Below are 26076 nucleotides of genomic sequence, written 5' to 3'. Positions count from 1 at the left end.
CATGCAGACCAGCGAACTGATTGATCGGCTGCTCGACGTCATCGAAACTGAAATCGCGCCCAAGACACGCCTCGGCGTCAAGGACGGCAACAAGGTTTTCGGAGCCGCCATTCTGCGCAAATCCGACCTGTCCGTTGTCATTGCCGAAACCAACAACGAGACCGAAAATCCGCTGTGGCACGGTGAAATGCATGCCATCAAACGATTTTTCGAACTCGATCCAACCACCCGTCCCGACGTCAAGGATTGCCTGTTCCTTGCCACCCACGAGCCGTGCTCGCTTTGCCTTTCGGGCATTACATGGTCAGGTTTTGACAATTTCTATTATTTGTTCAGCTATCAGGACACCCGCGACAGTTTTGCCATTCCCTACGACATTGCCATTCTCAAAGGGGTCTACGCAGTCCCCGAGCCAGAGACCGGCATGGTCTCGCCGGATCGGCCGCTTTATAACCGGACCAATCAATATTGGCAGAGTCACAACATCGTGCAGATGATCGCCAGCCTGGACCGTGGCGGACGAGAGGCCTTGTTGGGGCGATTTGATGATTTGGCCGCGCTTTATGCGGATCTGTCGGCCATCTACCAGGCCGACAAGGGTGGAAAAAATATACCGCTGGCCTGAATTCTATTCTGTTGTCACAGCGCTTGCCACGATTTCGCTCCTTGGCACTTCGGCAAAGGATGCGGCAAACGTCAAAACGCTCAGGGCAAGAATGAATAGGGCGGTAAGAAAAAACTGGGTCATTTTGCGAAGTTCCGAAAACACTATTCGATTCATAATGCTTCGCCCTTGAACCAGATCCGCCCGACCCGTTCATAATACATTAATTTTTGCAGTTTGATGAAAAAGAGCGGCGCAACGCCGCTCTTTTCTTAACTTAAGGTTAAGCCACGCGTTCGTTGCGCGGACGCCGTCCACCCTCGGTACGCTGGGCCGATTTGGCCGCGTCCTTCTGTGTTTTGCCCCAACGCTGTTTGTTGGCAACGGGCTTTGCGCCAACCGGCTTTCCGGTTTCGCTGTCGCGACGAACGCGAGTGACCTGCCCATCGGCTCGACCCGCTTCCGCTGGCTTGGACGGCCGGTTCGGCTTGCCCGCACCTTCGCCAAATGCTGCGAATGGGCGACGCTCTGCCGGAGAACGTCGATCGCCCTGCCCCTTGGGATTGCGGGCGCCGCGCGGCTGCTGCGATCCGCGATTACCCTTGGCCTTGTAGGCCGAGCGCGGCGCTTCCACGACGCCGGTATCATTGGCTAAGTGCAGCTCACCGGAAACCGGCAGGCTCTTGCGGATCAGCCGTTCAACATCGCGCAACTTGAGCCGTTCGCTACCATCGCAAAGGGTAATGGCGATCCCGGACGCCCCATTGCGGCCTGTCCGGCCAATGCGATGCACATAATTTTCCGGATCATCAGGCAGTTCATAATTGATCACATGGGTAATGCCGGGCACATCAATGCCACGCGCCGCAATGTCTGTTGCGACAAGCAGGCGAACCTGCCCCGAGGAAAAACCCTTGAGTGCCGCCTGCCGTGCATTCTGGCTCTTGTTGCCGTGGATGGCAGCGGCCTTGTGCCCATCAATACTCAAATTCTTGGCGACACGGTCGGCGCCATGCTTGGTGCGCGAAAAGACAATCACGCGTCCCAATGCTGGATCGGCCAGCAATTCGTTCAACACACCGCGCTTGGCTTTTGAGCCAGACAGGATCACCCGCTGGTCGATCTTGACCACCGTCTGCCCCTGAGGATTGGCGTCGACGCGAATAGGCTCGTTCAGCAGACCTTTGGATAGGTTGGCAACTTCTGGAGCCATGGTTGCCGAAAACAGCATGGTCTGGCGGCGCGGCCCGATGGCCTTGGCGATATGCTTGACCGGCGCGATAAAGCCCATATCCAGCATCCGGTCGGCTTCATCGAGCACAAACCAGCGCGTTTCCGCGAGTTTGATCTTACCGTCGTCAATCAGGTCCTTAAGTCGACCGGGGGTGGCAACTACCACGTCAACACCCTTGGCAATACGCTGCACCTGATGGTAGCGCGACACGCCACCCAGAACCAGAACGGTCTGTAGGCGCATTTCCGAACCGGCAAATTTGCGGATCGCTTCATCGATCTGAACCGCAAGCTCGCGTGTTGGTGCAAGGATCAACGCGCGCGTTGTCAGCGGCCGGGGACGACCAGTTAGAGTTAGAATGCCTGCTAGAATTGGCATGGCAAATGCCGCAGTCTTGCCCGAGCCTGTCTGGGCAATGCCCATCAGGTCCTTACCGGTCAAGAGGTGCGGAATGGCTTCGGACTGGATTTTAGTCGGCTCGTTAAAGCCGGCGCGCGCCAGCGAGTTGACGAGCAATTCAGGCAATCCGAGTTCAGCAAAATTGGTCAATATATAGTCTTTCAAATGGCGCGCCATCCAAAGCGGGCGCTGCCGACGCCAATCCCTGTGGATTGGCGGGTTCATAAATATGCATACGGCGATATAAAGATTGCTATCGCGCGGGTGCTGGCTGGCCCGGCTGGTCGTCTACCGGGGTACTTCGCCGCTCACCGCATTGGTCGATAAGAAGAGAAGTCCGTCATGCTGTTTCGCAACAAAAAGCGCTTCGACGCGCTCTGCTGCCAGTGACGATGGCTGTGATATGGGCGAGAACCGCCCAAATAGCAAGCAAATTTGCGTGACGGGTTCGCATGCCAGCCCTGCACGCACCCCAAATCTTCAGCCCTAGTCGTCCGCAAAACTATCATACTGCGGCAATCCATCGGTGATCTCATACCATGGCGCTTTAGAGGCAACGAATATATGTGCCGTTGGAAACATGCTCGGCGCATCGGCCAGCGTCCCCATTGGAATATGAAAATAAGTACCGTCGCGCACCAGGGAGTAAAGTAAAGACCCACACTTGGCGCAATGCGCATCGTGCGCTGAGGGATCACCATAAATAAGCAGGCTGTCGCCGCCCGCAGTTATATGAAATTTTTCAACTGTGATTCCTGCAAAGGGCTTGAACGCCGATCCTGTCGCGCGCCGACAATTTGAGCAGTGGCAATTGGCTGCGTACTCAAATTCGTCCGCCACACGATACCGCACTGCGCCACACAGACACCCCCCAGTCAACTCGTCACTCACCGTGCCCTCACCTGCTCAGATACCGCCATACCAATCATAGCCATTGTCTTCCCAATAGCCGCCCTTGCCCTTGCCGAACGGGGAGAGATCATCCACCAACTCAACCGTATGCAAGAATTTGGGCTGCTTGTAGCCCAGCGCCCGCTCGATGCGCAGGCGGATCGGTGCGCCATTTGCAATCGGCAACGCCTCATCGTTCAACCCGTACGACAAGATGGACTGTGGATGATAGGCATCCACCAAATCCGAGCTTTCGTAATAGAGAATGTCCCCACTCAGACTGCGTTGGATATTGTCGAAACAGTGATAGACGGCAAACCGCGCCTCAGGCCTGACCTTGGCCTGGTCCAAAAGGCCGGAAAGCGGCGTGCCCGTCCATTTGGCAATGCAACTCCATCCTTCGACACAATCATGCCGGGTAATCTGGCTTCGCACCGGCATATTGCGTAATTCGTCCAGCGAAAAACTGACCTCCTGCTCCACCATGCCGGTAATCTTGAGCCGATAGTCGGCAAAATCATTGGCGACCAGTGCCTTGTATTCTGGCGTCGTCGGATCGGTTGAACCATTGGGTTTTTGACCCTGCCGGATCTCACTGGCCGAATATTCACGCGCCATGACCTGATCCCCGATCAGGCCTCGCTGAACCTTGTAGGTCAGCGTGTTGGCCATTTCGAGTACATTGCGCACTTCATTGTCACGCGAACCCAGGAAATCAAATTGTTCGCAACCCGCCAATACCAGCGAGGATGCGCTGGCGGCGGATACACCGAGAAAACGGCGACGTGTCAGTTGCAACTGGCTCATGGCTGTTCTCCTTCTTCTGTCGTCGTTCCCGGACTGGCGCGGTACCATCCGGTGATCATTGAGCGCAACTCGTTAATTGGGCCAGCGGCAACAACCATGATGATATGAATGATGAAAAATGCCACCAGCAGCGTCATTACGACAAAGTGGATCGTGCGCGCCGTCTGCCGACCGCCAAACACATCCAGCAACCATGGCCAGGCACTATCGATGCCCGGAGACATGGTCAGCCCGGTTAGGATAATCAGCGGAAACAGGATGAAGAACACGCCGAAATAGCTCAGTTTCTGCAACGGGCCATAGCTTCGACCATGACGAAATTTAAGCGTTGCGTGATCTTTGATATCCTTGGGCACGCCCCGAATGTCATTCGGCGTTACCACTATATCGCGTCGGATGTGGCCATTGATGAAACTGGCCATAAACCAGACAAACATCGTCAGGACAAAAGTCCAGGCAAAAAAGAAATGGACCACCCGCCCGGTAGCCAGGTCCTGAAATGAAGGGATGGTCAGCGCCGCCGGAAAACCTCGAAATGCCGGGCGCTGCTCGGTACCACTCATTCCCAGAACGCCGCTAGTGTCGAATTCCTGTCCGAATAATTTGGTCTTGCCGCGCGGGCCGTCGTCTGTATTGACCGCATATATTTCGAGCACCGCATTTTCGAACTCGAAGCCCGATTGCTGGCCGATATAGAGCGAGGGATGTGCATTGAAAATCTGCAATCCGCTCAGCAAGAGGAAGAATAGGCAGATTGCCCATACCCAGTGCGTGACACGGGTAAAAATCGATTGCCTATAGATCAACGGCCCCTTTGTTGGTGCTGTCTCGATTACATCTGCCATTCGGAATCCCCTCGCCAGCGGCCAATTGTCCTACACATGCCGTATAGCAACGGTGTAGCGCAGAACAATTGTCGCCGATCACAGCATGTTTATTGCTTTGGCGCCATCGCATCGCCACCCATCGCCGAACCGTGCATCGAGTTGCAGGCCTCCGAAGCCACTTTCTTGACTTCTGCAAATGTGATGGCATCCACCTGTTCAAGACACAATTCAAAATCGGCTTCGCTCATCATGCCCATGACACCCATCGCTTCAGTGGCCATGGCTCCGCCTTTCATGGCGTCTCCCGCCATTGCATCGCTCTTCATGGCGTCCTGGGCACTGGCCCCGGCTGTCATGGATGCCACAAGCAGCACTGCCGCCAATGGAAGTGAAAAACGATTTGACTGGAAAGTCATCCGGAAATCTCCTGCACATGTTCACCGGCCCTGTGCCGTGATACATGCAACCATTTCGCGCGATAAACCTGTCCGGTTACACATTCACACCGTCGTGACCAGTCTATATACTGCCCAACAACACGCCCAGACTGTAACCATGTGCCTGATCTGAACGAATGAGTAGCAATGAGCGAGCCTGACACCACCGAGACGCGATTGCGCGCGTTGATGCTGGAATCGCTCAATGGCGATGCTGGCGCATACCGCACTTTGCTCTCTGAGCTGCGTCGTCATTTATATCGCTATTTCACACGGCGGCTTCATGCCGCCCATGCCGCCTATGCGGAGGATCTTGTGCAGGAGACATTGCTGGCAATTCATTCGCGGCGAATGTCCTATGACCGCAAACGACCATTTACCGCGTGGTTGCACGCTGTTGCCCACCACAAATTTGTCGATCACGTGCGCCGCTATTCCCTGCGTGTTACAGTCCCGCTTGACGATGACGCCCCTTTATTCGCCCGCGACGATACAGCGGATGCTGCAACCCGCATGGATCTGGACACGGCACTGCATACAGTGCCAAAGCGCACCGAGACTTTGATTCGAAAAGTGCGCATCGAGGGCGCCAGCATCGCTGAAGCCGCCAAAGCCAGCAACATGAGCGAGACGGCTGCAAAAGTTTCAATTCACCGAGGACTCAAGGCACTGACGGCACGATTTTCAGGAGGCAACAAATGACTGATGAGTTGATTGCCCGCCTCAGCAATAACCTAAAACCGGTACCCCACAACGCCGTGCAGCTGATGATTTTGGGCGCGCTGGCCATTGGCGGCGTTGTCGCTGTATCGGCTTTGTTGATGGAACTTGGCTTCCGTGCGGATATCGACGTCGCCATGCTTGGTCCGGTCTTCTGGATCAAGTCTGCCTACACCATGGCAATCGCAGTGCTTGGCGGGGTTTTGACCCTGACACTTGTCCGCCCCGAAGGGCGGATAAAATGGCCTTGGTTTGCCGCCCCCATCCTTGTTCTTATCCTCGCGCTTGGCGCCGCAACCCAACTGATGGGTACCGACCAGCAAACCGCGATGGTCTATATTCTGGGCGGATCAGCGCTGGTCTGCCCTTGGCTGATCGTCGCGCTGTCATCTCCCATTCTGGCGACGCTTCTGGTGGCAATGCGCCGTTTGGCACCCGCCAATCCAACGCTCGCGGGCCTTGCCGCGGGTATGCTGGCGGGGGGGCCGGGGCGTGGGTTTATTCGTTCCACTGTGGCGAAAACGGCCTGGCATTCCTTTTGATCTGGTACACACTCGGCATTTCAATTGTCGCCGCAGCCGGAGCCATTCTGGGGCGCTACCTATTACGCTGGTAGCGCCTGAAACCATTATTCCTGGCGCGCCGCCCAGTTCATGCCACGCCGCATCATCGTCGCCATTTCGGGCACTTCAAATTCCTTGGCGACATGACCAAGCGTTGTATGGAATACGCGCCCCTTGCCGTGGTGCCGCTTCCAAGTCACCGGCATGACGACACCGTCAATCCAGCTATTGTGTTCGCCCGAAAACGTCGTGGTTGCCAGCACTTCGATCGACGGATCGACGTGCATGTAATATTGCTCGGACGTATAATTGAACGGTTTCACCCCGGCCATGATGGGATCATCAGGCTTTGCGACATCAACCCGATAGTCGATGATATCGCCCGGATGAGCCACCCACTGGCCGCCAACCATGAATTGATATTCAACCGAATCGCGGAATGCGTCGCTCATTCCACCATGATGTCCGGCCAGCCCAACACCATTTTCGACCGCCTTGGCCAGGTTGGTCGCTTCTTCTTTTTCGATTTTGGACATGGTGAAGATCGGAATGATTAGAGACAGATCATGGATCGAAGGATCGGCGAATGCTGAGGTTTCTGTCGCTGTGCGCACCGAAAACCCATCCTCATGCAACCAACGGCGATAAATCGTTGCACATTCCTCAGGCTCGTGTCCGGCCCATCCCCCATAAACGATCAAAGCGCTACGCATAAAAATTCCCTCGCAAATCAAACGGGGGGAACTTAGCGCAATGAAGCCGGATTGAAAGCCCCCTTCGGACGCATCAGCCATCGTTGCCGACAAGAATAAATTTGACCGTCTGGTCCACTTTTCACTGTCACAAATAACTGATTAACTATCGTTCCGCGATGACTGGTTCGCCCATAACAATAATAGCGGGCCAGACGACGTCAATGCAGATAATTTGAAGGAACACAGGATGAAGAAGCTGCTCCTCGGCGCTACGGCGCTGACCCTTTTTGCTGGATTCTCCGGCACGGCATTTGCCGACTACACGCTAAATATCCTGCACATCAACGATTTCCACTCGCGCTTTGATCCCATCACCGGCTCCAACTCCGATTGCAACGCGGAGACCGATGCAAAGGGCGAATGTTTTGGAGGCATTGCCCGCCTCAAGACCATTATTGACACCACCCGCGACGAGCTCAGCAAGGACGGCGGCAATGTCTTGCTTCTGTCCGCAGGCGACAATTTCCAGGGCTCTCTCTATTACACCACCTATAAATCGAAGGTCGTGGCCGATTTCTTCAACCAGATGGGCTTTGACGTTGTCGCTACCGGCAATCATGAATTTGACGATGGCCCGGCTGAATTCTCAAAATTCATCGCAGCGGCCAACTTCCCCATCATTGGCGGTAATTTCGACGTCTCGCGTTCGCCAGATCTGGCCGGCAAGATCAAAGGCTCGATCATTGTTGATGTCGGCGGTGAAAAAATCGGCATCATCGGCGCAACAACCGAAGATACGCCTGAGATTTCATCGCCGGGCGAAGTCGAATTTTACGACGTCATCCAATATGTCCGGGGTGCGTCCGAAGCTCTCGACGCCGCTGGCGTCAACAAGATTATCCTGCTCAGCCACATCGGATACACGGTCGACCAACAAGTCGCAGCCGCGCTGCCACTGGTTGACGTGATTGTGGGCGGACACTCGCATACGCTCCTGTCCAACACCGACGAAAAGGCTGCGGGGCCCTATCCAACCATGGTCACCAACCCCGCCGGCGTTGAAGTGCCAGTGGTCCAAGCCAATGAATATGGCAAATATCTTGGCGATATCGCCGTCACCTGGGACGACGCGGGCAATGTGATATCAGCCTCCGGCGCGCCTTACCTGATAGATGCTTCGGTCAAGGGTGATCCGAAGTTCGCTGAAGAGCTGACGGCTCTGGCCGGTCCGATCCAGGAAGCAATGGGCAAGGTCATCGGCACCACCACCGCAGCCATCGATGGCTCGCGTGAAACCTGCCGCGCCCAGGAATGTGAAATGGGCGACCTGATGGCCGACGCCATGCTTGACCGCACCGCAGAACAGGGTGCCAGTATTGCCCTGGCAAATGGCGGTGGCTTGCGCGCTTCGATTGATGCGGGCGACATCACCATGGGTGAAGTTGTTACTGTCCTGCCGTTCTCCAATACCCTTGCAACCGTTCAGATCTCGGGCGCCGATGTTATCGAAGCGCTCGAAAATGGGGTTAGCGATGTTGAAAATGGCGCCGGCCGCTTCCCACAGGTGGCAGGTCTTAAATTCTCGTTTGACCTGTCCAAGCCAGCCGGGTCGCGCATCAGCGACGTGATGGTGGGCAGCAGCGACAGCTTTGCGCCAATCGATGAAGAAGCCACCTACACTCTTGCCACCAACAATTATGTGCGTGGCGGTGGCGACGGCTATGAAACCTTCGCGTCGGGCGACAATCCATATGACTTTGGCCCGCCGCTGGAAAATGTTCTGGCAGATTACATCGCAAAAATGGGCGGCGAATACACCCCCTATACCGATGGTCGCATCACCGAAATCAAATAGATTTTTCTAGTTCGAATCGATCAAGGGGCGCCACGGCGCCCCTTTTTCGTACATATCAGGCCCTGCGGGCGATCTGTGTCCAGGCCAGAAGAATGATAACAGCCCCCACAATGGCGCCAATAAAATTGGCCCCATCGTTTGGACCATACCAGCCAATCACCTGCCCCAGCCACGTCGCCAACAGCGATCCAACGATCCCCAGGACCGTGGTCAAAATGAACCCGGACGGCTTGTTATCGCCCGGCGTAATCCATTTGGCGATCATACCCGCCAGAAAGCCAATGATTATGCTCCAGATGATACTCATTTCGACGCTCCAATTCCTGCTTACATTATTAAGTCGGAACCGGTGCAACAGGTTGCAAGAACCACGTGACGAATTAGAAACAACCTGCCTGAAGAAATTCCTGTGATCTCAAATATGGCGTTGCCCCCTGGGTCATCGGCCGACGTTCTTTTTGCGCAACGCTCAACCTTCGACCTGATGCTCGCGCCGGTCGGTGTCGGTAACAGTCGCCAGATCAAGCACTTTTTGTAGATTAGTCGCATGGCGGAACGAGGGCTCCATGGTCTTGCCCGCCTTCACCGCCTCATGAAAACGCTGGTAATTGGTTGGCACCGGATCACACTCAACCGCGCTCCAGGTGCCGGTTTCCGCATCTGCGCCAAGGCACGTCCGCAGAGAACTGCCATCATGGCGATGCTGGACCTCGACCGAGCCCTTTTCGCCATAAACCCGCAGACGCAATTCATTCATGTGCCCGGTCGCCCAGCGCGTCGCATGAACCACGCCGAGCGCGCCGTTTTCCAGCTGCACCGACATGGCAAAGCTGTCGTTGGCGTCCAGTTCATATTCCCCGATCCGGTTATTTTCTGCCTTGTCAAAGGTCTGCAAACGGCAGAACACCCGGTCAATATCCGAACCCGCGCCATAGACGGCAAAATCGAGAATATGCACCCCAATATCGCCCAAAACACCATTGGAGCCATGCTTCTTGCTCAGCCGCCACAACCACTGGCTTTCGGTGCGCCAATCACCCCACGCCTTGGATACGAGCCAACTTTGCAAATAGCTGGCTTCGATGTGTTTGACTGCACCGATCTCGCCCGCCTGAACAATGGAGCGCGCCTTTTGCAATTGCGCCACGTTGCGATAGGTCAGATTGACCATCGCCACAACGCCCGCCTTGTCGGCAGCTTCCGTCATTTCCATGGCCCGACCGTGGTCAGTTGCCAACGGCTTTTCGCAAAACACATGCTTGCCCGCCGCGACTGCCGCCATTGTTGTGGGATAATGCACACTGTCGGGCGTCACGTTGGCCACCGCGTCAAACTCGCCCCACGCCAATGCAGCATCGAGCGAGCCAAAGCCGCGTTCAATATTGTGAGCCTTACCAAAGGCCTCGACGCGCGCCGGATCGACATCGACGCCGCCCACCAGCGTCACCCCGTCAATGGCGGAAAAATGTTTGGCGTGCTGGTTGGCCATGCCACCAGTTCCCAGAATGAGCAGACGCATAAGTGAATTCCTTGAAACGATAGTTCGCCAAATTGGGCACCCCCGCTGCCGCGCGAATGCTCAATTCAAGATTTTTACAGTGCTACTTGAAGCCCTCTTCACCGGCGCTGTGCAAGCCCTGTCCCCGCGCGACAATCGGCTCCAGCGCCTTGTCGACCGGCACGTTCGGCGCCTCGGTGATGTCAGGATAGTTGTTGGGATTATAGGCCCAGTTGACCGCATTGCGCAGCACCTTGCCCACGGTATCGTCGTGGTAAGTGGGATAGGTTTCGTGGCCGGGGCGGAAATAGAAAACATTGCCCGCGCCGCGCCGATAAGTCAGCCCGGAGCGAAAGATTTCGCCCCCCTGAAACCAGGAAACGAAAACAGTTTCCAACGGTTCCGGCACCGAAAACGGTTCGCCATACATTTCTTCATTTTCAAGTTCGAAATGGGCTGGCAGTCCTTTGGCAATCGGATGACCGGGATTGACCACCCACAGCCGCTCCCGCTCGCCTGCTTCGCGCCAACTCAAGGCGCAGGGCGAACCCATCAATCGTTTGAAAATTTTGGAAAAATGCCCCGAGTGCAAAACGATCAGCCCCATGCCTTCCCAAACGCGCTTGGCCACGCGTTCAACCACTTCATCGGCCACATCGCCGTGCGCCCGATGTCCCCACCACAGCAAAACGTCGGTTTCGGCCAATATCGCCTCGGTCAATCCGTGCTCAGGCTCCTGCAATGTTGCGGTGCTGGCCGAAATATTGGCGTCGCTGCTGAGAAGCTTGGCGATCTGGGTGTGCATCCCCTCGGGATAGGTGTCATGTACCACCTTGTTGAGGTGCTCGTGAACGTTCTCGCCCCAAACCAGAGTGCGAATAGCCATTTGAAACTCCTGAAGTCTTCAATTTTGTCGATTGCGAACCGGGATCATCGAGGTCGGGTCCCGGATTCGGCCAACCGCCGGACCAACCCAAGGGGCGACCCGGCGGATGATGGATTAATGTTGCAGCCAGTCGGGCGACTGGCTGAAGATTCAGCGGATTGGTTTACCCTCTTCGTCAAATCGATGGAGCTTGTCTTCCATCGGCGAAACGTGAACCACATCGCCCGAATGATAGTTATTGTTGCCGTCCAATCGCACCACAACCGGTTCTTCCATGCCCATTTCGAGATAGACATAGCTGTCGGCACCGAGATTTTCGGTGTGAATGACCTTGCCGTTCCACACCCCACCCTCTGATACAACATTGAGGTGCTCGCCTCTTATCCCCAATGTATGCGCCTTATACGCCGCCGCCGCTTCGCCGCTAATAAAATTCATCTTGGGCGAACCGATAAATCCCGCCACAAACAGCGAATCCGGCGTTTCATAAAGCTCCATGGGTGTGCCGACCTGCTCGATCACGCCGTCACGCAACACGCAAATCCGATCCGCCAGCGTCATCGCCTCAACCTGATCATGGGTCACATAGATCATGGTGACACTGTTCATATCCTCATGCAGCTTGGCGATCTCGATCCGCGTCGCCACGCGCAACGCCGCATCAAGATTAGACAGTGGCTCATCAAACAAGAACACTTTTGGATCGCGCACAATCGCCCGACCGATGGCCACGCGCTGCCGCTGTCCACCGGACAATTGCTTGGGCAACCTGTCCAGATATTGCCCTATCTGCAAAAGGTCTGCCGCCTTGGTAACCCGCTCGCGAATCTGCTCCTTGCTACCCTTCTCCAGCGTCAACCCGAACGCCATATTGTCATATACGGTCATGTGCGGATAAAGCGCATAGGACTGGAACACCATGGCGATACCGCGCTTGGATGGTGTCAGACCATTGACCACTTCACCGTCAAACAGCAGCTGCCCCGAGGTAATGTCCTCAAGCCCGGCCACTAACCGCAACAGGGTTGACTTGCCACATCCTGACGGGCCGACGAACACCATGAACTCACCCGACTTGATCTCGAGATCGACCCCCTTGATCACCTTGACCGTGCCAAATGACTTGCGCACATCTTTGAGTTGAATATTGGCCATTGCCTACCCCTTAACCCCGCCGGCGGTCAGGCCGGAAACAATTTTGCGCTGGAAGACGAGTACCAGCACGACAAGCGGTACCGTCACGATTACCGAGGCCGCCATGATTATGCCCCAGGGTATCTCATACTGCGACCCACCCGACAAAAGCGCGATGGCGACCGGCACGGTACGCGTCAGGTTGGACGATGTGAATGTGAGCGCAAACAGGAATTCGTTCCACGCGCCAATAAACGCCAGCAATCCGGTGGTCACCAATGCTGGCCACATCAGTGGCAGGAACACCCGGGTAATGATCACCCAGGGCGTCGCCCCATCCACAATCGCTGCTTCCTCAATTTCAATGGGCAGCTCGCGCATGAATGTGGTCAGGACCCAGACCGTGAACGGCAGTGTAAAGATCGTATAGGAGAATATCAGCGCCCAAGGCGTATTGTAGATGCCCAGCGCCCGGATAACTTCAAACAGCCCCGCCAACACCGCGATCTGGGGAAACATCGAAACGCCCAGGATCGTCATCAACAACAGTGAGCGCCCCCGAAACCGGACCCGGCTCAGCGCGAACGCCGCCGTGACCGCCAGAAACAGCGCCAACAGTACCGTCGTTGATGCAACGAAAACCGAATTCAGCAGATTGCGCGGAAACGCCCCTTGGCTGAAAACGGCAATGTAATTGTCCCAGGAAAACGAGGTTGGCCAGTAATCCACCTGAAACAGCGCCGTGCCGGATTTGAAACTCGTCAGAATGGCGTAGTAGAACGGAAACACCGAAATAACCACGATCACCAGCACCAGCATATAAAAGGCGGTTGTCTTGGTATAACTCCAGAGCATCTATCGATCCCCCCATCGAAGCGCACCCGGCCCAACCAGATATAGAGCGCAGTCATAACCGCGATGATCACGAACAACAGCGTCGATTGCGCTGACCCATAAGCAAACTTGTCAAAGTCAAACAGGTTTTCGCGCGCCACCACCGACATGGTCTTGGTCGCTGAACTGTTGGGGGTCAGCACATAGATCAAATCGAAAATGCGCATCGCATCGAGCAGGCGGAATATGATCGCTACCATCAGCGCCGGACGCACCAGCGGCAAGGTAATGCGGAAAAACTGTTTGACCGGGTGAACCCCGTCAATTTCCGCAGCTTCATAAATATCCTTGGGGATCATCTGCAATCCAGCCAGCACCAGTAGGGCCATGAACGGCGTGGTCTTCCAGACGTCAACGATCAGCACCGCTGTCATGGCCGTATCCGGCTGGGCCGTCCATGCCACCTTCTCACCCAACAGCCCGAGCCGCAGGCCCAGATCGTTGAGTATCCCGAATTGGTCATTAAGCATCCATGCCCACATTTTGGCCGAGACGATTGTCGGGATCGCCCATGGGATGAGAATTGCAGCGCGCACAATGCTGCGGCCCTTGAATTCGGCATTGAGCACCAATGCCACGATCATGCCCAGCACAGCCTCGAAAAACACCGAAACCACGGCAAATCGCAACGTGTTCCAAACCGCGTTCCACCAGACCGGGTCAACTAGCAGGCCTGAATAAATTGTCCGTCCGCTCTTGAGCGTCGTCCATGAAATGTAGTTTTTGAAACCGACGAATTTGGCATTGTAGAGGTCAGTCAGCGAGGCGTCGGTGAAGGAAAAATAAATCGAGCGCAGGAGCGGCCAACCGGCAACGACGGCCAGCGCCACCAACATAGGAATTAGAAACCATCGCGCCGCTGCAACGCGTTGCGTCAGGAGTTCGGATTTGATGGGTTTTGCCAGCACCACCTTGGGCGGCACTATTGTTTCGCTCGACATATTGATCCTCTGCCACAAAGGTTCAGGGATGACGGCGGGAGCCGGATAGTCCGGACCCCGCCGTCATTTGGCTGGTTGGAGGTCTTACCAGCCGTCACCTTTGAGGTCGGTCAACTTGGCTTCCAGCACTTCAAGATTGTCCGCGGCCGAACCATTGCCCGACATCGTGTCGTGAACGGCGCTCCAGAACAGCGACGACACCTCGTTGTACTTTACCTTGGTCGGCGCCGATGGCCGCGGCACGGCCTGCAGGAACACGTCCTTCCAGCGCGGAATGATCGGCTGAGCCTTGGCAATATCAGGATCGTCATAGAGCGATACGATGGTCGGCAGGTTCGACTGATCAATGGCGCGTTCCTTCTGGACCTCCTTGGAGGACAGGAACAAAGCCAGCTTGATCGCTTCATCTGGCGATTTCGTATATTTCGAAACCGCAACATTCCACCCGCCGAGTGTAGCGGCCGAACTGTTGCCATCGCCGGCACCAGCAGGCAACGGCACCACGTCGAACTTGTCTTTCACAGCAGAGTCGGCGCTATTGCCCAACTGATAGGCATAGGGCCAGTTACGCATGAACACTGAATTGCCAAGCTGCCACACACCGCGGCTTTCCTCTTCCTGATAGGCCAGCACGCCCTCGGGTGCGATCGAACCGACCCAGCTTGCCGCCCGATCAATCGCCGCGGCAGCCTTTGGATTATTGATCGAAATCGTCCCGTCAGCTTCAACGATCTGGCCGCCGCCCGAGGATTTCACCCACTCCAGCGCGTCGCAGGTCAGTCCTTCATAGGCATTGCCCTGGAACACAAAACCATACATGTCCTTGTTGCCGTCGGCCCGCTCGCCATCCATGATTTCCTTGGCAGTGGCGGCCATTTCTTCCCAGGTCTTGGGCGGGGTCTTGTTATATTTTTCGAGCAGATCGGTGCGATAGTAGAGCGCTGGCGCATCGGTAAACGCGGGCAGCGCCACCAGCTTGCCGTCCACTGTCTGACTTTCAATGATCGATGGGAAGTGATCCTTGACCACGTCCTTGGCCGCATCAGTCAGATCGAGAAACTGGTCCGCCAGCTGCGGCGCCCAGATAACGTCGGTTTGGTACACATCAATGTCGCTATTCCCGGCAGCCAGCCACAAACGATACTGACCAAACTGGTCAGAGGTAGAGGACGGCATCGGTACGATGGTCACCGTATTACCGGTTTCAGCCTCAAAGCGATCAAGCTGGCCGCGCAGGAACGCCAGGCCATTGCCAGTGTCGCCCGATACCATGGACAAACTGGCAGCTTGGGCAACGCCGCCAAGGGCGACCGTCGCCAGTAGTCCAGCGAGTAACATCTTGAATTTCATAAAAAATTCCTCCCGAGAATCATTTGCCAGAAGACACGCTGAACCCAGAGGGCATGCATTGCATATCCTCTGACCCCGCATTCCTCCCGAAAGCCCCCGGTTGACTCGGATCGATCAGCCAACCTTCCAAAGCGCTTTGAACCAAAAAGAACCAGACGGCGAATTTTCTGTCAAGCATGGATTTTCGAATTTCCGCTCCAGCTTTCACATCTATCCTATTTTAGATAGACAAATCAATTAGTTAAAACGGACGCTACTTCGTCATACTCGGCAAGCACACCAAATCGGATGATGAACGCACCTCAAAATTCTGAGTCTTATTTTCCGGGTTGCGCAAAAATTTGAAATCGCTTTGAATAACCACGGAGGAGAACGTCAGGTCCGCATGTTGACGGCGATCTGAGCGCCCTATAGCCACAGCGTTACTGGTATTATTCAGGGCGTTGCGGGGCCATAAAGCAATGAGACTAAAAGACCTCGCAGAACATCTGGGATTGTCCCAGACCACGGTCAGCCGGGCTTTGAACGGCTACCCCGAGGTCAACGAAGCAACGCGTCTGCGCGTGATGGAAACCGCTGACCGATTGGGCTATCGCCCCAACGCCAATGCCTTGCGGCTGGCGACGGGTCGCGCCAGCACTATCGGGCTCGTCTTGCGCGGATCGACCGAGTTCGGCCCACACATGACAGAATTTCTGGCCGGGATCGGCACGGGCCTTGCCCACAAGGAAATGGATATTCTGGTTTCAACGGTCGATAACCACGAAGAAGAAGTTGCCACCTATCGACGGCTTGCTGCCAGCCAATCCGTCAACGCCGTCCTGTTGCACTCCCCCACCCTGCACGATGATCGTGCTCGACTACTGACCAAGTTGCGTCTGCCCTTCGTCCTGCACGGCCGCACCGAAATCGACGAACCTCACGCCTGGTTCGACATTGACAATCAGGGCGCTATGGAACGCGCCGCCTCCCATTTGATTGATCTGGGCCACCGACGCATCGCCCTTCTGAACGGCATCAAGGGGCGCACATTCGCCGAACATCGTGAAGCCGGCTACTGCACTGCTCTCATGGACCGCAACGTGCCCATTGACCGGGGCTTGATCGCCAATTCCAGTTTCACCGACGAAGCTGCCTTTCGCATCACCCAAACCATGCTTGAACTGCCCCAACCACCGACGGCATTTCTTGCCGGCTCAATGATGACGGCGCTAGGGGTCTTTCGCGCCGTGCGCATTGCTGGTCTCAATTTGGGAGAAGACGTCTCGATGATCGCGCACGACGACGTTTTCCCTTACCTCAATGCCGACAATATGGTGCCCTCAATGTCCACCACCCGCTCGTCCATGCGGTCTGCCGGGGTGCGCATTGCCGAGCTTTTCCAGCAGTTGCTGGCCGGAAAACCGGTCGAATCCATTCACGAACTCTGGCCCGTCGATCTGGTCTTACGCCAGTCCTCCGGCCCCGCACCGACAAAGACTCAGGCCAGCACGGCCAAATGATTGTCAAAGCCGAATTCAAATGCCTGATCGGCTTGCGTCGCGCCCGCAAAGCCGCGCAGCGCACCGTCTCCACTTGAAGCGATAAATCCCGCACCCTGCGGTGCCAACCCACAGCCATTGCGCACGGTTTCAATCACACTGGGCCTGCCTGTTTCGGCACTGATCGCCACCACCAGATTGCCAACTGGCGAGCTGACGCCAATCATCTCCCCGTCCGCCGATACGGCAACAGAACCGATGTAATTGCGCATGTCAGCCAGCAGATCGCCCGGCAATTCAACCAGCTTGATTTCCCCGTCCCGCGTCGCATAACCAATCAGTTGCGGCCGATCCGCCATTTCACCCTTGTATTGGCAGCCAAACCAGACCCGTTGCCGTCCATCAATCGCCATATGCCTGATCGAAAGTTGGTGCAGCCCGGTTGCCAGGCGTACCTGTCCGATCAGCTCGCCGCTCGTGCGATCCACAAACACCACCGATGGGTCCATCGTATCGAGATTAAGCTCGGCGCGTCCATAATCGGGGTGCGTTTCGATCCCGCCATTGGCAATCACCAGCGTTTGCCCGTCGCCCATCAGCAACAGCTCATGCGGCCCGGTGCCATAAGTCGGCATTTCCCCGATGCGACGATAATCGTCGGTCGCATCATAAATGCCGATCACCCCTTTTGCCGCCTCGAAATCACTTTCGGTGGCGTAAAGCAGCCGCCCATCGGGCGAAAAAACCCCGTGCCCGTAAAAATGCCGCCCTTCGGGGCTGGTCAGGGTCACCGGCGCCACGCTCCCGGCTGGATCAAACACCACTGCAAATGTGCCCGGTTGGCGGGCAAATACCACGCCCCGCGCGCCTGAAGGCGAAAAGACGATATCGTGCCCGCGATCCGGCAAGGTCAGCTTGCTGACCACCTCGCCCCGCTCACTGACCAGCGCTGCCCCATATTTGCCCGCACTTGTTTGAACCGCCGCCGCCAAGACGAGATCGGCCCGATCCAGCGCCTCGGTCTGCGCGGGCAAAAGACTGGCAACAAAGCCAACACCCGCCGCCCGCAAGAATGCCCGCCGCTGCCACATGTCAGTCACCATCCAGCGCTGAAAACCCAACCGAAAGCGAAAGCGCTGCTGACAATTGTTCACCAAATACCGTCTGCAGCGACTGCGTGACAATTACCAGATAATTGAGCGCCGACATTTGCTTGCTCCGTGTTACGGCCTGATCAACCGGCAACGAAACAAGATCAACAGCACGAAAAGCATTGGCGAATTCAAACTCAACCGAAGCACGCAACCCCATGTCGGTCGGCCCCACGGCGTCAGCAATCTGCGACTTCTCAAAAAGAGTCTGCAATCCCTCGATATTGGCCTGCACCGCCGCCATCGTCAGTCCCGACCGCCAAAAAGGCGCCAACCTGGGCTTAGGCGCTCCCTCGCGCCCGATAAACGGCAACAGCCGTGTATCCCTGATGGCCTCCATTCCGTGCGACATGAAACCAACAAGCTCCTCGAGTGCCTCGATCTTGGTGCGATAGTCGGCGTAGTCCTCGCGTGGTTCCATCAAATGGGTTGCAATCCCATCACTTGCCATCCAGTCAACCACCAGTTCAGACCCGATATTGGCAAGGCTCTTGCTGATTGCCAAACCGAACCGGCAGCGAAAGTCGCCGTCCGTGCTGGTTAGGGTATCGTTACCGGTCCCATAAAGCACAAACTCCAACGCTCCCAGCCCCTGAACGGCCACACTTTTGCTGGTCAGACCATCGGGCGTCGTCGCTGTCTCATCCTCTTGGGCCAACACTTGCTGCACTTGTCGCAAGCCAATGCCTTTGCGATCGGGCCAGAAAAAGATCCTCTCGGCTCGATTGTCCCGCCCCAATGGCCCGATCGTGAAGAACTCGACCCGCGAATAGGCATCAACCACATCTGCAAAAGCCAGTTTTGCATCATCCAGATTGGGACTACTGGGCGCCACGCAAAGCCCGTCCATCGCCACGGTCATGGCGTCGGTCTTGTCCTTGAAATTTTGAAACGCCGGCCGGATCACGTCATTGACAGCACGCTCCAGAACACTGGACCGCGTCACCAGCGGATATTTTGCCGCTTCGGCATTGGGTGGCGGCAATTTGCCTTCCTGCGCCATTACCGGCGCCACCATTGTCAGCATCAGCAAAACCAGGATTTTGCGCATCACAGCGACTCCAGAAAAGCAATCAGATCATCGCGAGTCGACGCCGACAGTTTGGCAAAATTATCACGCGCCACCTGCCCTTCACCGCCGTGCCACAGGATTGCTTCGCTCAGGCTACGCGCCCGTCCATCGTGCAAAAACTGCTCTTGCCCGGCAACAGTTTCGCTCAGGCCTATCCCCCAAAGCGGCGGCGTGCGCCATTCATAGCCGTCCGCCAGCCCCTCGGGCCGGTGATCGGCCAGACCCTCGCCCATGTCGTGCAGCAAGAAATCCGAATAGGGCCAGATCAGTTGAAATTTATGCGCGCTATCGGCATCACGCGAGGTCACGAATTTTGGCACATGACAGGAAGCACATCCTGCTTGGTAAAACGCCTGCTTGCCAAGCAAGACCTGTGGATCATCGACCTTGCGTCGCTCGGGCACGCCCAGCGTTTGCGAATAGGCCGTCACCATGTCCAATACCGGGTCCGGTGCTTCGGAAACACCAAGCCGGACCTGTTCGCCCGTCGGCATTGCCAGGCAGGCCGCCTGGTTGCTGGTGCAGTCACCAAATGGCTTGTTGACCAAAGGCGTCGCAATACCGATGTCGCCTGCAAAGGCTGCGGCCGCCTGCGAGCGGATTGTGGCCATCCCGGCCTTCCAGCCGAACCGGCCCAACATCACTGTCTGGCTCACTGGTTCAATTGTGTAGTTGGCCTTGCCGGATATGCCATCGCTGTCACTATCAGCCGGGTCCGCGTGCACCAAAATATCCTCAGCCGGAATCTGTTCAACCAACCCCAACCCGATCATGGGCGGCGCCACCCGAGGCGAGAGCATCACATTGTCCGCCATTGCCCCATAGCCAAGATCGCTGACCGAATAGTGCGGATTGCGCAGCGTTAACACGCTCCCATCACCAAGCGTTTCCGGCAGATCGGTATAATCGATTGCCATGCGCCCCTCGGCAGACAGGCCACCGACGGCAAAATTCTGCAATTGCGTGCCATAGGTAGGGTCGCCCACTTCGCCCGCAAAAATACCATCAAGTGATTGCCGCGTGTCCTTGTCACCCGGTGGCACCGAAAGGCGCAGGAACATGGATTCCGCTACTTCATCAGGACTCGGTGCATGCCCGCGACCATCCTTGACATGGCAACTCTGACAGGCCCGCGAATTGAACAGCGGACCCAACCCGTCCGATGCTTGCGTTGAGGAGGGCGCTGATATCCAGAGTTTTCGGAACAACGCATCCCCTACCCCGAAATCTGCCTGCTGCGCAAAACTCAGATTGGCCTGAAAGTGCGAATAGACATTGGCATCCACCACCTTCTTGGTAGTTGCAGCACCCGCCTGCATGTTCTCGAACTTTTCGGCTTTGCTGAAATCGGTCGTTGGCGCCGTTACCGCACGCACACGCGCCAGATCCTTGGCCGACAGATCGCCGCGCACCCCGAAATTGTCCTGCGCCAGCACAATCCCCGACATCAGCGTTGCCGCCAACAATAATGTCAAACGAACTTGCATCGGCCCATGATCCTCAAAACGCCCAAAGGGTCAGCTTTGCCCCGTCGGTTGCAATTTTCTATCCCCGGGCGTTGCGCTGGCGCAATGCCTGCTCCGCCCATAAACTTGCGCCGGATCGACGCATGATGGGCCGGTGAGACCAGCCCACCTGTCACATATCGCTATTGGAAAACAGCATCCGGATTGGACAGGCTATCGCTGTCCTCAATCGACACATTGGCCAAATCGAGCAACGAAACGGCCCGCTCAACGCCCCGCGTCTGAGCCATCAGCGCATCAATTGCCGCCTGCACAGCTGCATTACCCGCCTCATTGCCTTCCCCGATCTGCTGATCGTAGGCTTCTCCGCCCGCAGCCCGATCAACCAGCACCTGCAGCTTGTTGACACTATCATCGAGAAGTGCCCTGATTTCGGCGTCAAGCGCAGGGTCTTTGGCGGCGACCAGATCGGAAACCGACGCCCCATCCACTTGACTGCCATCGGTGCGGACATAGTTGCCGAGGTAAACATTGCGCACCCCGATACCATCATTAAGATACGAGGTCGCCGTGGTATCGGAAAAGCAGTCATGCTCTTCTTCGGGATCATGCAACAACAGGCCCAGTTTCATGCGCTGGCCTGCCAGTTCACCAAACGACAGCGACCCCATACCCGTCAGAATGGCCGAAATGCCGAGATTGGGCAGGGCCGCCCGCGCCGCGCCATCAGCTTGCCACCCGCCTGCCATTTCTTGCAGATCGCTTACCAACAGGCTCGTGGCAGCCTTGAGATAAGCAGCGCGCCGATCGGCGTTTGGTGCGGTTGAATAGTCAGTGGCAGGCCGCGTCCCCGCCCCCGGTCCCGTGCCATTGAGGTCCTGCCCCCAAAGCAGGAATTCAATGGCGTGATAGCCAGTCGCCACATTGGATTCGATCCCACCGGCTTCCTGCAAATCGTTCTGCAGGAAGTTCGGGGTAATATTGCTGGCATCAACGCTGACACCATCGACCATCAGCGAGGTATTGGCGATGACATTGGCCGTGTAGAGCGAATTTGTGTCGCTCTCGGCGCCATAGCTCGCATCGACATAATCAATCAAACCCTCATCGAGTGGCCAGGCATTGACCCGCCCTTCCCAGGCATCGACCAGCGGGTTGCCAAACCGATACGCCTCGGTCTGCTGATAGGCGGGGCGCGACGCCTTCCAGGCCTCGCGAGCTGCGGCCAATGTCTCTTCGCTTGGCGATGCAATCAACGCATCAACCGCCACTTCAAGCGCCATGGCCTTGCCCAGCGCATCTTCATATCCGGCCTGTGCAATATCGGCATAGGTGGCCAGAACGCCCTCAACATTGGCCTCCTGCGCCAAAACCGCCACCGGCGCGGTAAACAGGCCCAGCGCCAAGCTCATGGAGGCCAACAGGCCTCGGGTTTGTAACGTCACCTTGCAACTCCAGATCTAGTATAAAACGCCATTCCAAGCCCATCAGGGGCATCACTTGAAAGCGGACTAACAATATCAACATTAAAAATCAATAATAAATTCAATAGTTTAGAAGAACTCTAAACTGTAGCGCTCCCGATAATCGGATCTCTGGCAAAAACCCTAGTGAAGTCAATCCGTTGACCCACACCTGGGTAACCCGGACGACGAGACACCCGCTATGCCGCCCAATCAACGACAGGCTCGATGCGTCCTCTTGGTCGATTGCACGCCGGTACCGTGCACAAAGCCTATCGCACTGCCAAAACTCGGGATAAGCTGGCTTGGGAAGTCGAAATTGTGGCCCTTACAGCGAGAGACGCCCAGGCATGTCAATTAAAGCCGCCGTCTATCATCTGACCCATTATCGGTACGACCGACCCGTTTACCTTCAGCCCCAGATCATCCGGCTGCAACCCGCGCCCCACAGCAAGACCAAGGTCTTGAGCCATTCCCTGCGCGTCACCCCGTCCGATCATTTCGTCAATGTCCAGCAAGATCCCTACGGCAATTACATGTCGCGGTTTGTGTTTCCTGAGCCGGTGACCGAACTCAAGATCGAAGTCGATCTGGTGGCCGACATGTCGGTCTACAATCCCTTCGATTTTTTCGTTGAGGAAAGTGCCGAAATCTGGCCGTTCCTCTATCCCGAAGACGTTCGGCAGGATTTGTCGATCTATATGGTGCCCGAACCCGCAGGCCCCCTGCTGACCAGCTTCCTTGCCGGCATCGACCGAACGCCAATGAACACCGTCAATTTCGTCACAGCCATCAACGCCTCGATCCAGCAACACGTCAATTATATCGTGCGCATGGAAACCGGCGTCTGGACGCCTGAAGAAACACTGAGCGCGGCCAGGGGTTCCTGCCGGGATTCTTCCTGGCTGCTGGTGCAAACCCTGCGCCACCTTGGCCTCGCTGCCCGCTTTGTTTCGGGCTATCTCATTCAGCTCAAACCCGATCTGGTGTCGCTCGATGGTCCTGCCGGAACCGACCATGACTTCACCGACCTGCATGCCTGGTGCGAGGTCTATCTGCCCGGTGCCGGATGGATTGGACTTGACCCCACCTCGGGCCTTCTGACCGGCGAAAGCCACGTCCCGCTCGCTGCCACCCCACATTATCGCAACGCCGCCCCGATCTCGGGCCTCGCCAGCTTTGCCAATGTCGACTTCAATTTTGACATGCGCGTTGATCGCGTCGCCGAGCACCCGCGCATCACCAAACCTTTTTCCGACGAGGACTGGAACGCTCTCAATACGTTGGGCCACCAAGTCGACAAAAACCTCGCCGATCACGATGTACGCCTGACCATGGGTGGCGAACCCACATTTGTGTCGGTGGATGATTTTGAAAGTGGCGAGTGGAATACCGATGCGGTCGGCCCCACCAAACGGGCGCTGGCCGATACCTTGATCCGCCGGCTTCGCGAGCGCTTCGCCCCGGCAGGGCTCCTTCACTATGGCCAGGGCAAATGGTATCCCGGCGAAACCCTGCCCCGCTGGACCTTCTCGCTTTATTGGCGCGTCGACGGCAAGCCCGTCTGGTCCGACCCCAAACTGATCGCCCGCGAAGGCGAAAAGACCGCAGCCAAACCCGATGATGCCAAGGCGTTTCTTGCAGCTTTTGCAACGAACCTTGGCCTGACCGGCGAAACCATTGCCGCGGCCTATGAGGACCCCGGCGAATGGCTGCTGCGCGAAGCCAATCTGCCGCCAAATGTTGACCCGGCCAATTCCGAACTGGCCGATCCCGAAGCGCGCGCCCGCATTGCCAAAGTGTTTGAACGTGGCCTGACCAGCCCCACCGGCTATGTGCTGCCGGTCCAGCGCTGGAACGCTCAAGCCTCCAGCCCATGGCTCACCGAAATGTGGAAAACCCGGCGCGGAAAACTGTTCCTGGCCCCCGGCGATAGCGCTGCCGGCTACCGCTTGCCCTTGGCCGCGCTGAAACACCTCAACGCCACCGAATTTCCTCACGTGGTCCAGCAGGACCCCGGCGAAGCGCGCGGCGACTTGCCCGACCCCCGATCTCTGCTCCAACATCCAACGCATCGTGAACCCGGCGTTGCCGCCGATCCGCGCGCGCAGGCGACCGCGTCCTTTACTGCGGCCACAGAACAGCAGGATCGCACCGAGCAGGAAATCAGTGAAATTGAAGGCGAGGTGCGCACCGCCGTCACCGTTGAGGTGCGCGAGGACCGCCTTTGCGTTTTTCTGCCTCCTGTCGAAAAGCTCGAAGATTATCTCGAACTGGTCGCCGCCACCGAAGCGGCCGCCAGGGCCATCCACCTTCCTGTGCATCTCGAAGGTTACGGCCCGCCGCATGATCCCCGGCTCAATGTCATCCGTGTCGCCCCCGATCCCGGCGTTATTGAGGTCAATATTCACCCCGCCTCCAATTGGGACGATTGCGTCGCCACCACCACCGCGATTTACGAGGAGGCGCGCAATTGTCGGCTGGGCGCTGATAAATTCATGATCGATGGTCGCCACACGGGCACCGGTGGCGGCAATCATGTGGTTGTCGGCGGTGCCACACCCAATGATAGCCCGTTCCTGCGTCGACCAGACCTCTTGAAATCACTGGTGCTGCATTGGCAGCGCCATCCGGCCATGTCCTACCTGTTTTCGGGGCTTTTCATCGGCCCCACCAGCCAGGCCCCCCGCTTTGACGAGGCCCGCCACGATAGTCTTTACGAACTCGAAATCGCCATGGCCCAGGTGCCAGCACCCGGACAGGGCCAAAGTCCATCGCCGTGGCTGACCGACCGCCTGTTCCGCAATCTGTTGACTGACGTTACCGGCAACACGCACCGCGCCGAAATCTGCATCGACAAGCTATTCTCCCCCGATGGGCCGACCGGGCGCCTTGGGCTGGTCGAATTTCGCGGTTTTGAAATGCCGCCCAATGCCCGCATGTCGCTGGCCCAGCAAGTGCTGATCCGGGCATTGATCGCTCGCTACTGGGCCGATCCATTGGCTGGCAGTTTTACCCGCTGGGGTACTACGCTGCATGACCGGTTTATGCTGCCCCACTATGTCTGGCAGGATTTTCTGGACGTGCTGGCCGACCTCAATCGTTCAGGCTTTGCCGTTGATCCGGCCTGGTTCAAGGCTCAACTCGAGTTTCGCTTCCCCTTCTGCGGCGAGGTTGAATATGAGGGGATGAAACTGGAACTACGTCAGGCCCTTGAGCCATGGCACGTCATGGGCGAACAGGGTGCCATTGGTGGAACCGTCCGTTTCGTTGATTCCTCAGTTGAACGCCTGCAGGTCAAGCTTGAGGGCCTAAATCCGGAACGCTATGCGATCGCCTGCAACAAACGCCCCGTGCCGATGCGCACCACGGGCATAGCCGGGGTTGCCGTCGCGGGCGTCCGCTTCAAGGCCTGGCAACCCGCTTCCGGCCTGCACCCACGCCTGCCCGTCAACACGCCATTGGTCTTTGATATTTACGATCTTTGGTCCAGACGCCCGGTCGGCGGCTGTGTCTACCACGTCGCCCATCCAGGCGGGCGCAGCTATGACACATTCCCCGTCAATGGCAACGAAGCCGAAGCGCGGCGGCTGGCGCGCTTTGAACCACGCAATTATTCGGCGGGCGGATTTGACATGGCATCTGAAAAGGCTGCGGACGAATTTCCGCTAACGCTTGACCTGCGTCGCCCGGCAAGCTTCACCTAGC

At 56.9% G+C, this 26076-nt stretch carries 22 protein-coding genes and 1 pseudogene; 6 read left to right on the top strand and 17 right to left on the bottom strand.

All coding sequences use genetic code 11. The features are described 5' to 3' along the window. Position 1: 1 nt before the first annotated feature. The gene (locus PSQ90_RS12090; RefSeq protein WP_282210547.1) at positions 2-625 is read left to right on the top strand and encodes a nucleoside deaminase; all 624 of its coding nucleotides are present in this window, start codon (positions 2-4) and stop codon (positions 623-625) included. Positions 626-887: 262 nt separating this feature from the next. Here PSQ90_RS12090 and PSQ90_RS12085 read toward each other — a convergent pair whose 3' ends face one another. The 5 genes from PSQ90_RS12085 to PSQ90_RS12065 form a co-directional block, all read right to left on the bottom strand. Further along, entirely contained in the window at positions 888-2414 is a 1527-nt protein-coding gene (locus PSQ90_RS12085; RefSeq protein ID WP_407648217.1) for a DEAD/DEAH box helicase, read from the bottom strand. A 309-nt stretch (positions 2415-2723) separates the two neighbouring features. Next, positions 2724-3128 carry a GFA family protein gene (locus tag PSQ90_RS12080; RefSeq protein WP_282210545.1) on the bottom strand — a complete coding sequence of 135 codons (405 nt, stop codon included), beginning with the start codon at positions 3126-3128 and terminating at the stop codon, positions 2724-2726. Between the two features lie 15 nt (positions 3129-3143). Continuing rightward, a complete protein-coding gene (locus PSQ90_RS12075) occupies positions 3144-3935 on the bottom strand; it encodes a molybdopterin-dependent oxidoreductase (RefSeq protein WP_282210544.1) in 792 nt (263 codons plus the stop codon). After that, the gene (locus PSQ90_RS12070) at positions 3932-4780 is read right to left on the bottom strand and encodes a cytochrome b/b6 domain-containing protein (RefSeq protein ID WP_282210543.1); all 849 of its coding nucleotides are present in this window, start codon (positions 4778-4780) and stop codon (positions 3932-3934) included. Before PSQ90_RS12070 ends, PSQ90_RS12075 begins: the two co-directional genes overlap by 4 nt. 89 nt (positions 4781-4869) lie before the next feature. Then, complete coding sequence (locus PSQ90_RS12065; protein ID WP_282210542.1) at positions 4870-5178, bottom strand: hypothetical protein; 309 nt, start codon at positions 5176-5178, stop codon at positions 4870-4872. 168 nt (positions 5179-5346) lie between these two features. Here PSQ90_RS12065 and PSQ90_RS12060 point away from each other — a divergent pair, with 168 nt between their 5' ends. Next, positions 5347-5901: a sigma-70 family RNA polymerase sigma factor gene (locus PSQ90_RS12060; protein ID WP_282210541.1), complete on the top strand. Its 555-nt coding sequence runs from the start codon at positions 5347-5349 to the stop codon at positions 5899-5901. Beyond that, positions 5898-6535, top strand: a pseudogene (locus PSQ90_RS12055) (NrsF family protein). Before PSQ90_RS12060 ends, PSQ90_RS12055 begins: the two are co-directional and overlap by 4 nt. A gap of 12 nt (positions 6536-6547) precedes the next feature. Here PSQ90_RS12055 and PSQ90_RS12050 read toward each other — a convergent pair. Next, a complete protein-coding gene (locus PSQ90_RS12050) occupies positions 6548-7195 on the bottom strand; it encodes a ThuA domain-containing protein (protein ID WP_282210539.1) in 648 nt (215 codons plus the stop codon). A gap of 229 nt (positions 7196-7424) precedes the next feature. Between PSQ90_RS12050 and PSQ90_RS12045 the strand changes: the two genes are divergently transcribed. Further along, complete coding sequence (locus tag PSQ90_RS12045) at positions 7425-9032, top strand: bifunctional metallophosphatase/5'-nucleotidase (RefSeq protein WP_282210538.1); 1608 nt, start codon at positions 7425-7427, stop codon at positions 9030-9032. A gap of 55 nt (positions 9033-9087) precedes the next feature. Here PSQ90_RS12045 and PSQ90_RS12040 read toward each other — a convergent pair whose 3' ends face one another. The 7 genes from PSQ90_RS12040 to PSQ90_RS12010 all read right to left on the bottom strand — a co-directional run bounded on the left by PSQ90_RS12040 (position 9088) and on the right by PSQ90_RS12010 (position 15735). Next, on the bottom strand, positions 9088-9339 hold the full coding sequence (locus PSQ90_RS12040) for a GlsB/YeaQ/YmgE family stress response membrane protein (RefSeq protein ID WP_282210537.1): 252 nt from the start codon (positions 9337-9339) through the stop codon (positions 9088-9090). Between the two features lie 162 nt (positions 9340-9501). After that, entirely contained in the window at positions 9502-10551 is a 1050-nt protein-coding gene (locus PSQ90_RS12035; protein ID WP_282210536.1) for a Gfo/Idh/MocA family protein, read from the bottom strand. Positions 10552-10633: 82 nt separating this feature from the next. Continuing rightward, positions 10634-11416, bottom strand: a complete 783-nt coding sequence (locus tag PSQ90_RS12030) for a ThuA domain-containing protein (protein WP_282210535.1) — start codon at positions 11414-11416, stop codon at positions 10634-10636. A 150-nt stretch (positions 11417-11566) separates the two neighbouring features. Next, on the bottom strand, positions 11567-12571 hold the full coding sequence (locus PSQ90_RS12025; protein WP_282210534.1) for an ABC transporter ATP-binding protein: 1005 nt from the start codon (positions 12569-12571) through the stop codon (positions 11567-11569). Between the two features lie 3 nt (positions 12572-12574). Continuing rightward, positions 12575-13405, bottom strand: a complete 831-nt coding sequence (locus tag PSQ90_RS12020) for a carbohydrate ABC transporter permease (RefSeq protein ID WP_282210533.1) — start codon at positions 13403-13405, stop codon at positions 12575-12577. Beyond that, positions 13354-14385 carry a carbohydrate ABC transporter permease gene (locus tag PSQ90_RS12015; protein ID WP_282210532.1) on the bottom strand — a complete coding sequence of 344 codons (1032 nt, stop codon included), beginning with the start codon at positions 14383-14385 and terminating at the stop codon, positions 13354-13356. The genes PSQ90_RS12020 and PSQ90_RS12015 overlap by 52 nt, the downstream gene beginning before the upstream one ends. A gap of 84 nt (positions 14386-14469) precedes the next feature. Continuing rightward, positions 14470-15735 (bottom strand): ABC transporter substrate-binding protein, encoded by a 1266-nt coding sequence (locus PSQ90_RS12010; RefSeq protein ID WP_282210531.1) that lies wholly within the window; start codon positions 15733-15735, stop codon positions 14470-14472. A 461-nt stretch (positions 15736-16196) separates the two neighbouring features. Here PSQ90_RS12010 and PSQ90_RS12005 point away from each other — a divergent pair, with 461 nt between their 5' ends. Continuing rightward, positions 16197-17237 carry a LacI family DNA-binding transcriptional regulator gene (locus tag PSQ90_RS12005; protein ID WP_282210530.1) on the top strand — a complete coding sequence of 347 codons (1041 nt, stop codon included), beginning with the start codon at positions 16197-16199 and terminating at the stop codon, positions 17235-17237. On the opposite strand, the gene PSQ90_RS12000 is transcribed toward PSQ90_RS12005, so the two are convergent. From PSQ90_RS12000 to PSQ90_RS11985, 4 genes are all read right to left on the bottom strand, one after another. Then, a complete protein-coding gene (locus PSQ90_RS12000) occupies positions 17216-18307 on the bottom strand; it encodes a DUF1513 domain-containing protein (protein WP_282210529.1) in 1092 nt (363 codons plus the stop codon). The two genes, PSQ90_RS12005 and PSQ90_RS12000, sit on opposite strands and share 22 nt — an antisense overlap. 1 nt (position 18308) lies before the next feature. Next, positions 18309-19418 carry an imelysin family protein gene (locus tag PSQ90_RS11995; protein ID WP_282210528.1) on the bottom strand — a complete coding sequence of 370 codons (1110 nt, stop codon included), beginning with the start codon at positions 19416-19418 and terminating at the stop codon, positions 18309-18311. After that, entirely contained in the window at positions 19418-20926 is a 1509-nt protein-coding gene (locus PSQ90_RS11990; RefSeq protein WP_407648118.1) for a di-heme oxidoreductase family protein, read from the bottom strand. The genes PSQ90_RS11995 and PSQ90_RS11990 overlap by 1 nt, the downstream gene beginning before the upstream one ends. Positions 20927-21087: 161 nt before the next feature. Then, positions 21088-22317, bottom strand: a complete 1230-nt coding sequence (locus tag PSQ90_RS11985) for an imelysin family protein (RefSeq protein ID WP_282213057.1) — start codon at positions 22315-22317, stop codon at positions 21088-21090. Between the two features lie 401 nt (positions 22318-22718). Here PSQ90_RS11985 and PSQ90_RS11980 point away from each other — a divergent pair, with 401 nt between their 5' ends. Beyond that, the gene (locus PSQ90_RS11980) at positions 22719-26075 is read left to right on the top strand and encodes a transglutaminase family protein (RefSeq protein ID WP_282210527.1); all 3357 of its coding nucleotides are present in this window, start codon (positions 22719-22721) and stop codon (positions 26073-26075) included. Position 26076 lies beyond the last annotated feature (1 nt).

Origin of the sequence: Devosia rhodophyticola, assembly GCF_028816475.1 — a bacterium.
GTDB lineage: Bacteria > Pseudomonadota > Alphaproteobacteria > Rhizobiales > Devosiaceae > Devosia > Devosia rhodophyticola.
This window is presented reverse-complemented; position numbering and strand designations above follow the sequence as displayed.

Coding starts and splice junctions, on each gene's coding strand:
- PSQ90_RS12090 (WP_282210547.1), top strand. CDS start 2: ATGCAGACCAGCGAACTGATTGATCGGCTGCTCGACGTCATCGAAACT.
- PSQ90_RS12085 (WP_407648217.1), bottom strand. CDS start 2,414: ATGGCGCGCCATTTGAAAGACTATATATTGACCAATTTTGCTGAACTC.
- PSQ90_RS12075 (WP_282210544.1), bottom strand. CDS start 3,935: ATGAGCCAGTTGCAACTGACACGTCGCCGTTTTCTCGGTGTATCCGCC.
- PSQ90_RS12070 (WP_282210543.1), bottom strand. CDS start 4,780: ATGGCAGATGTAATCGAGACAGCACCAACAAAGGGGCCGTTGATCTAT.
- PSQ90_RS12065 (WP_282210542.1), bottom strand. CDS start 5,178: ATGACTTTCCAGTCAAATCGTTTTTCACTTCCATTGGCGGCAGTGCTG.
- PSQ90_RS12060 (WP_282210541.1), top strand. CDS start 5,347: ATGAGCGAGCCTGACACCACCGAGACGCGATTGCGCGCGTTGATGCTG.
- PSQ90_RS12050 (WP_282210539.1), bottom strand. CDS start 7,195: ATGCGTAGCGCTTTGATCGTTTATGGGGGATGGGCCGGACACGAGCCT.
- PSQ90_RS12045 (WP_282210538.1), top strand. CDS start 7,425: ATGAAGAAGCTGCTCCTCGGCGCTACGGCGCTGACCCTTTTTGCTGGA.
- PSQ90_RS12040 (WP_282210537.1), bottom strand. CDS start 9,339: ATGAGTATCATCTGGAGCATAATCATTGGCTTTCTGGCGGGTATGATC.
- PSQ90_RS12035 (WP_282210536.1), bottom strand. CDS start 10,551: ATGCGTCTGCTCATTCTGGGAACTGGTGGCATGGCCAACCAGCACGCC.
- PSQ90_RS12030 (WP_282210535.1), bottom strand. CDS start 11,416: ATGGCTATTCGCACTCTGGTTTGGGGCGAGAACGTTCACGAGCACCTC.
- PSQ90_RS12025 (WP_282210534.1), bottom strand. CDS start 12,571: ATGGCCAATATTCAACTCAAAGATGTGCGCAAGTCATTTGGCACGGTC.
- PSQ90_RS12020 (WP_282210533.1), bottom strand. CDS start 13,405: ATGCTCTGGAGTTATACCAAGACAACCGCCTTTTATATGCTGGTGCTG.
- PSQ90_RS12015 (WP_282210532.1), bottom strand. CDS start 14,385: ATGTCGAGCGAAACAATAGTGCCGCCCAAGGTGGTGCTGGCAAAACCC.
- PSQ90_RS12010 (WP_282210531.1), bottom strand. CDS start 15,735: ATGAAATTCAAGATGTTACTCGCTGGACTACTGGCGACGGTCGCCCTT.
- PSQ90_RS12005 (WP_282210530.1), top strand. CDS start 16,197: ATGAGACTAAAAGACCTCGCAGAACATCTGGGATTGTCCCAGACCACG.
- PSQ90_RS12000 (WP_282210529.1), bottom strand. CDS start 18,307: ATGTGGCAGCGGCGGGCATTCTTGCGGGCGGCGGGTGTTGGCTTTGTT.
- PSQ90_RS11995 (WP_282210528.1), bottom strand. CDS start 19,418: ATGCGCAAAATCCTGGTTTTGCTGATGCTGACAATGGTGGCGCCGGTA.
- PSQ90_RS11990 (WP_407648118.1), bottom strand. CDS start 20,926: ATGCAAGTTCGTTTGACATTATTGTTGGCGGCAACGCTGATGTCGGGG.
- PSQ90_RS11985 (WP_282213057.1), bottom strand. CDS start 22,317: ATGAGCTTGGCGCTGGGCCTGTTTACCGCGCCGGTGGCGGTTTTGGCG.
- PSQ90_RS11980 (WP_282210527.1), top strand. CDS start 22,719: ATGTCAATTAAAGCCGCCGTCTATCATCTGACCCATTATCGGTACGAC.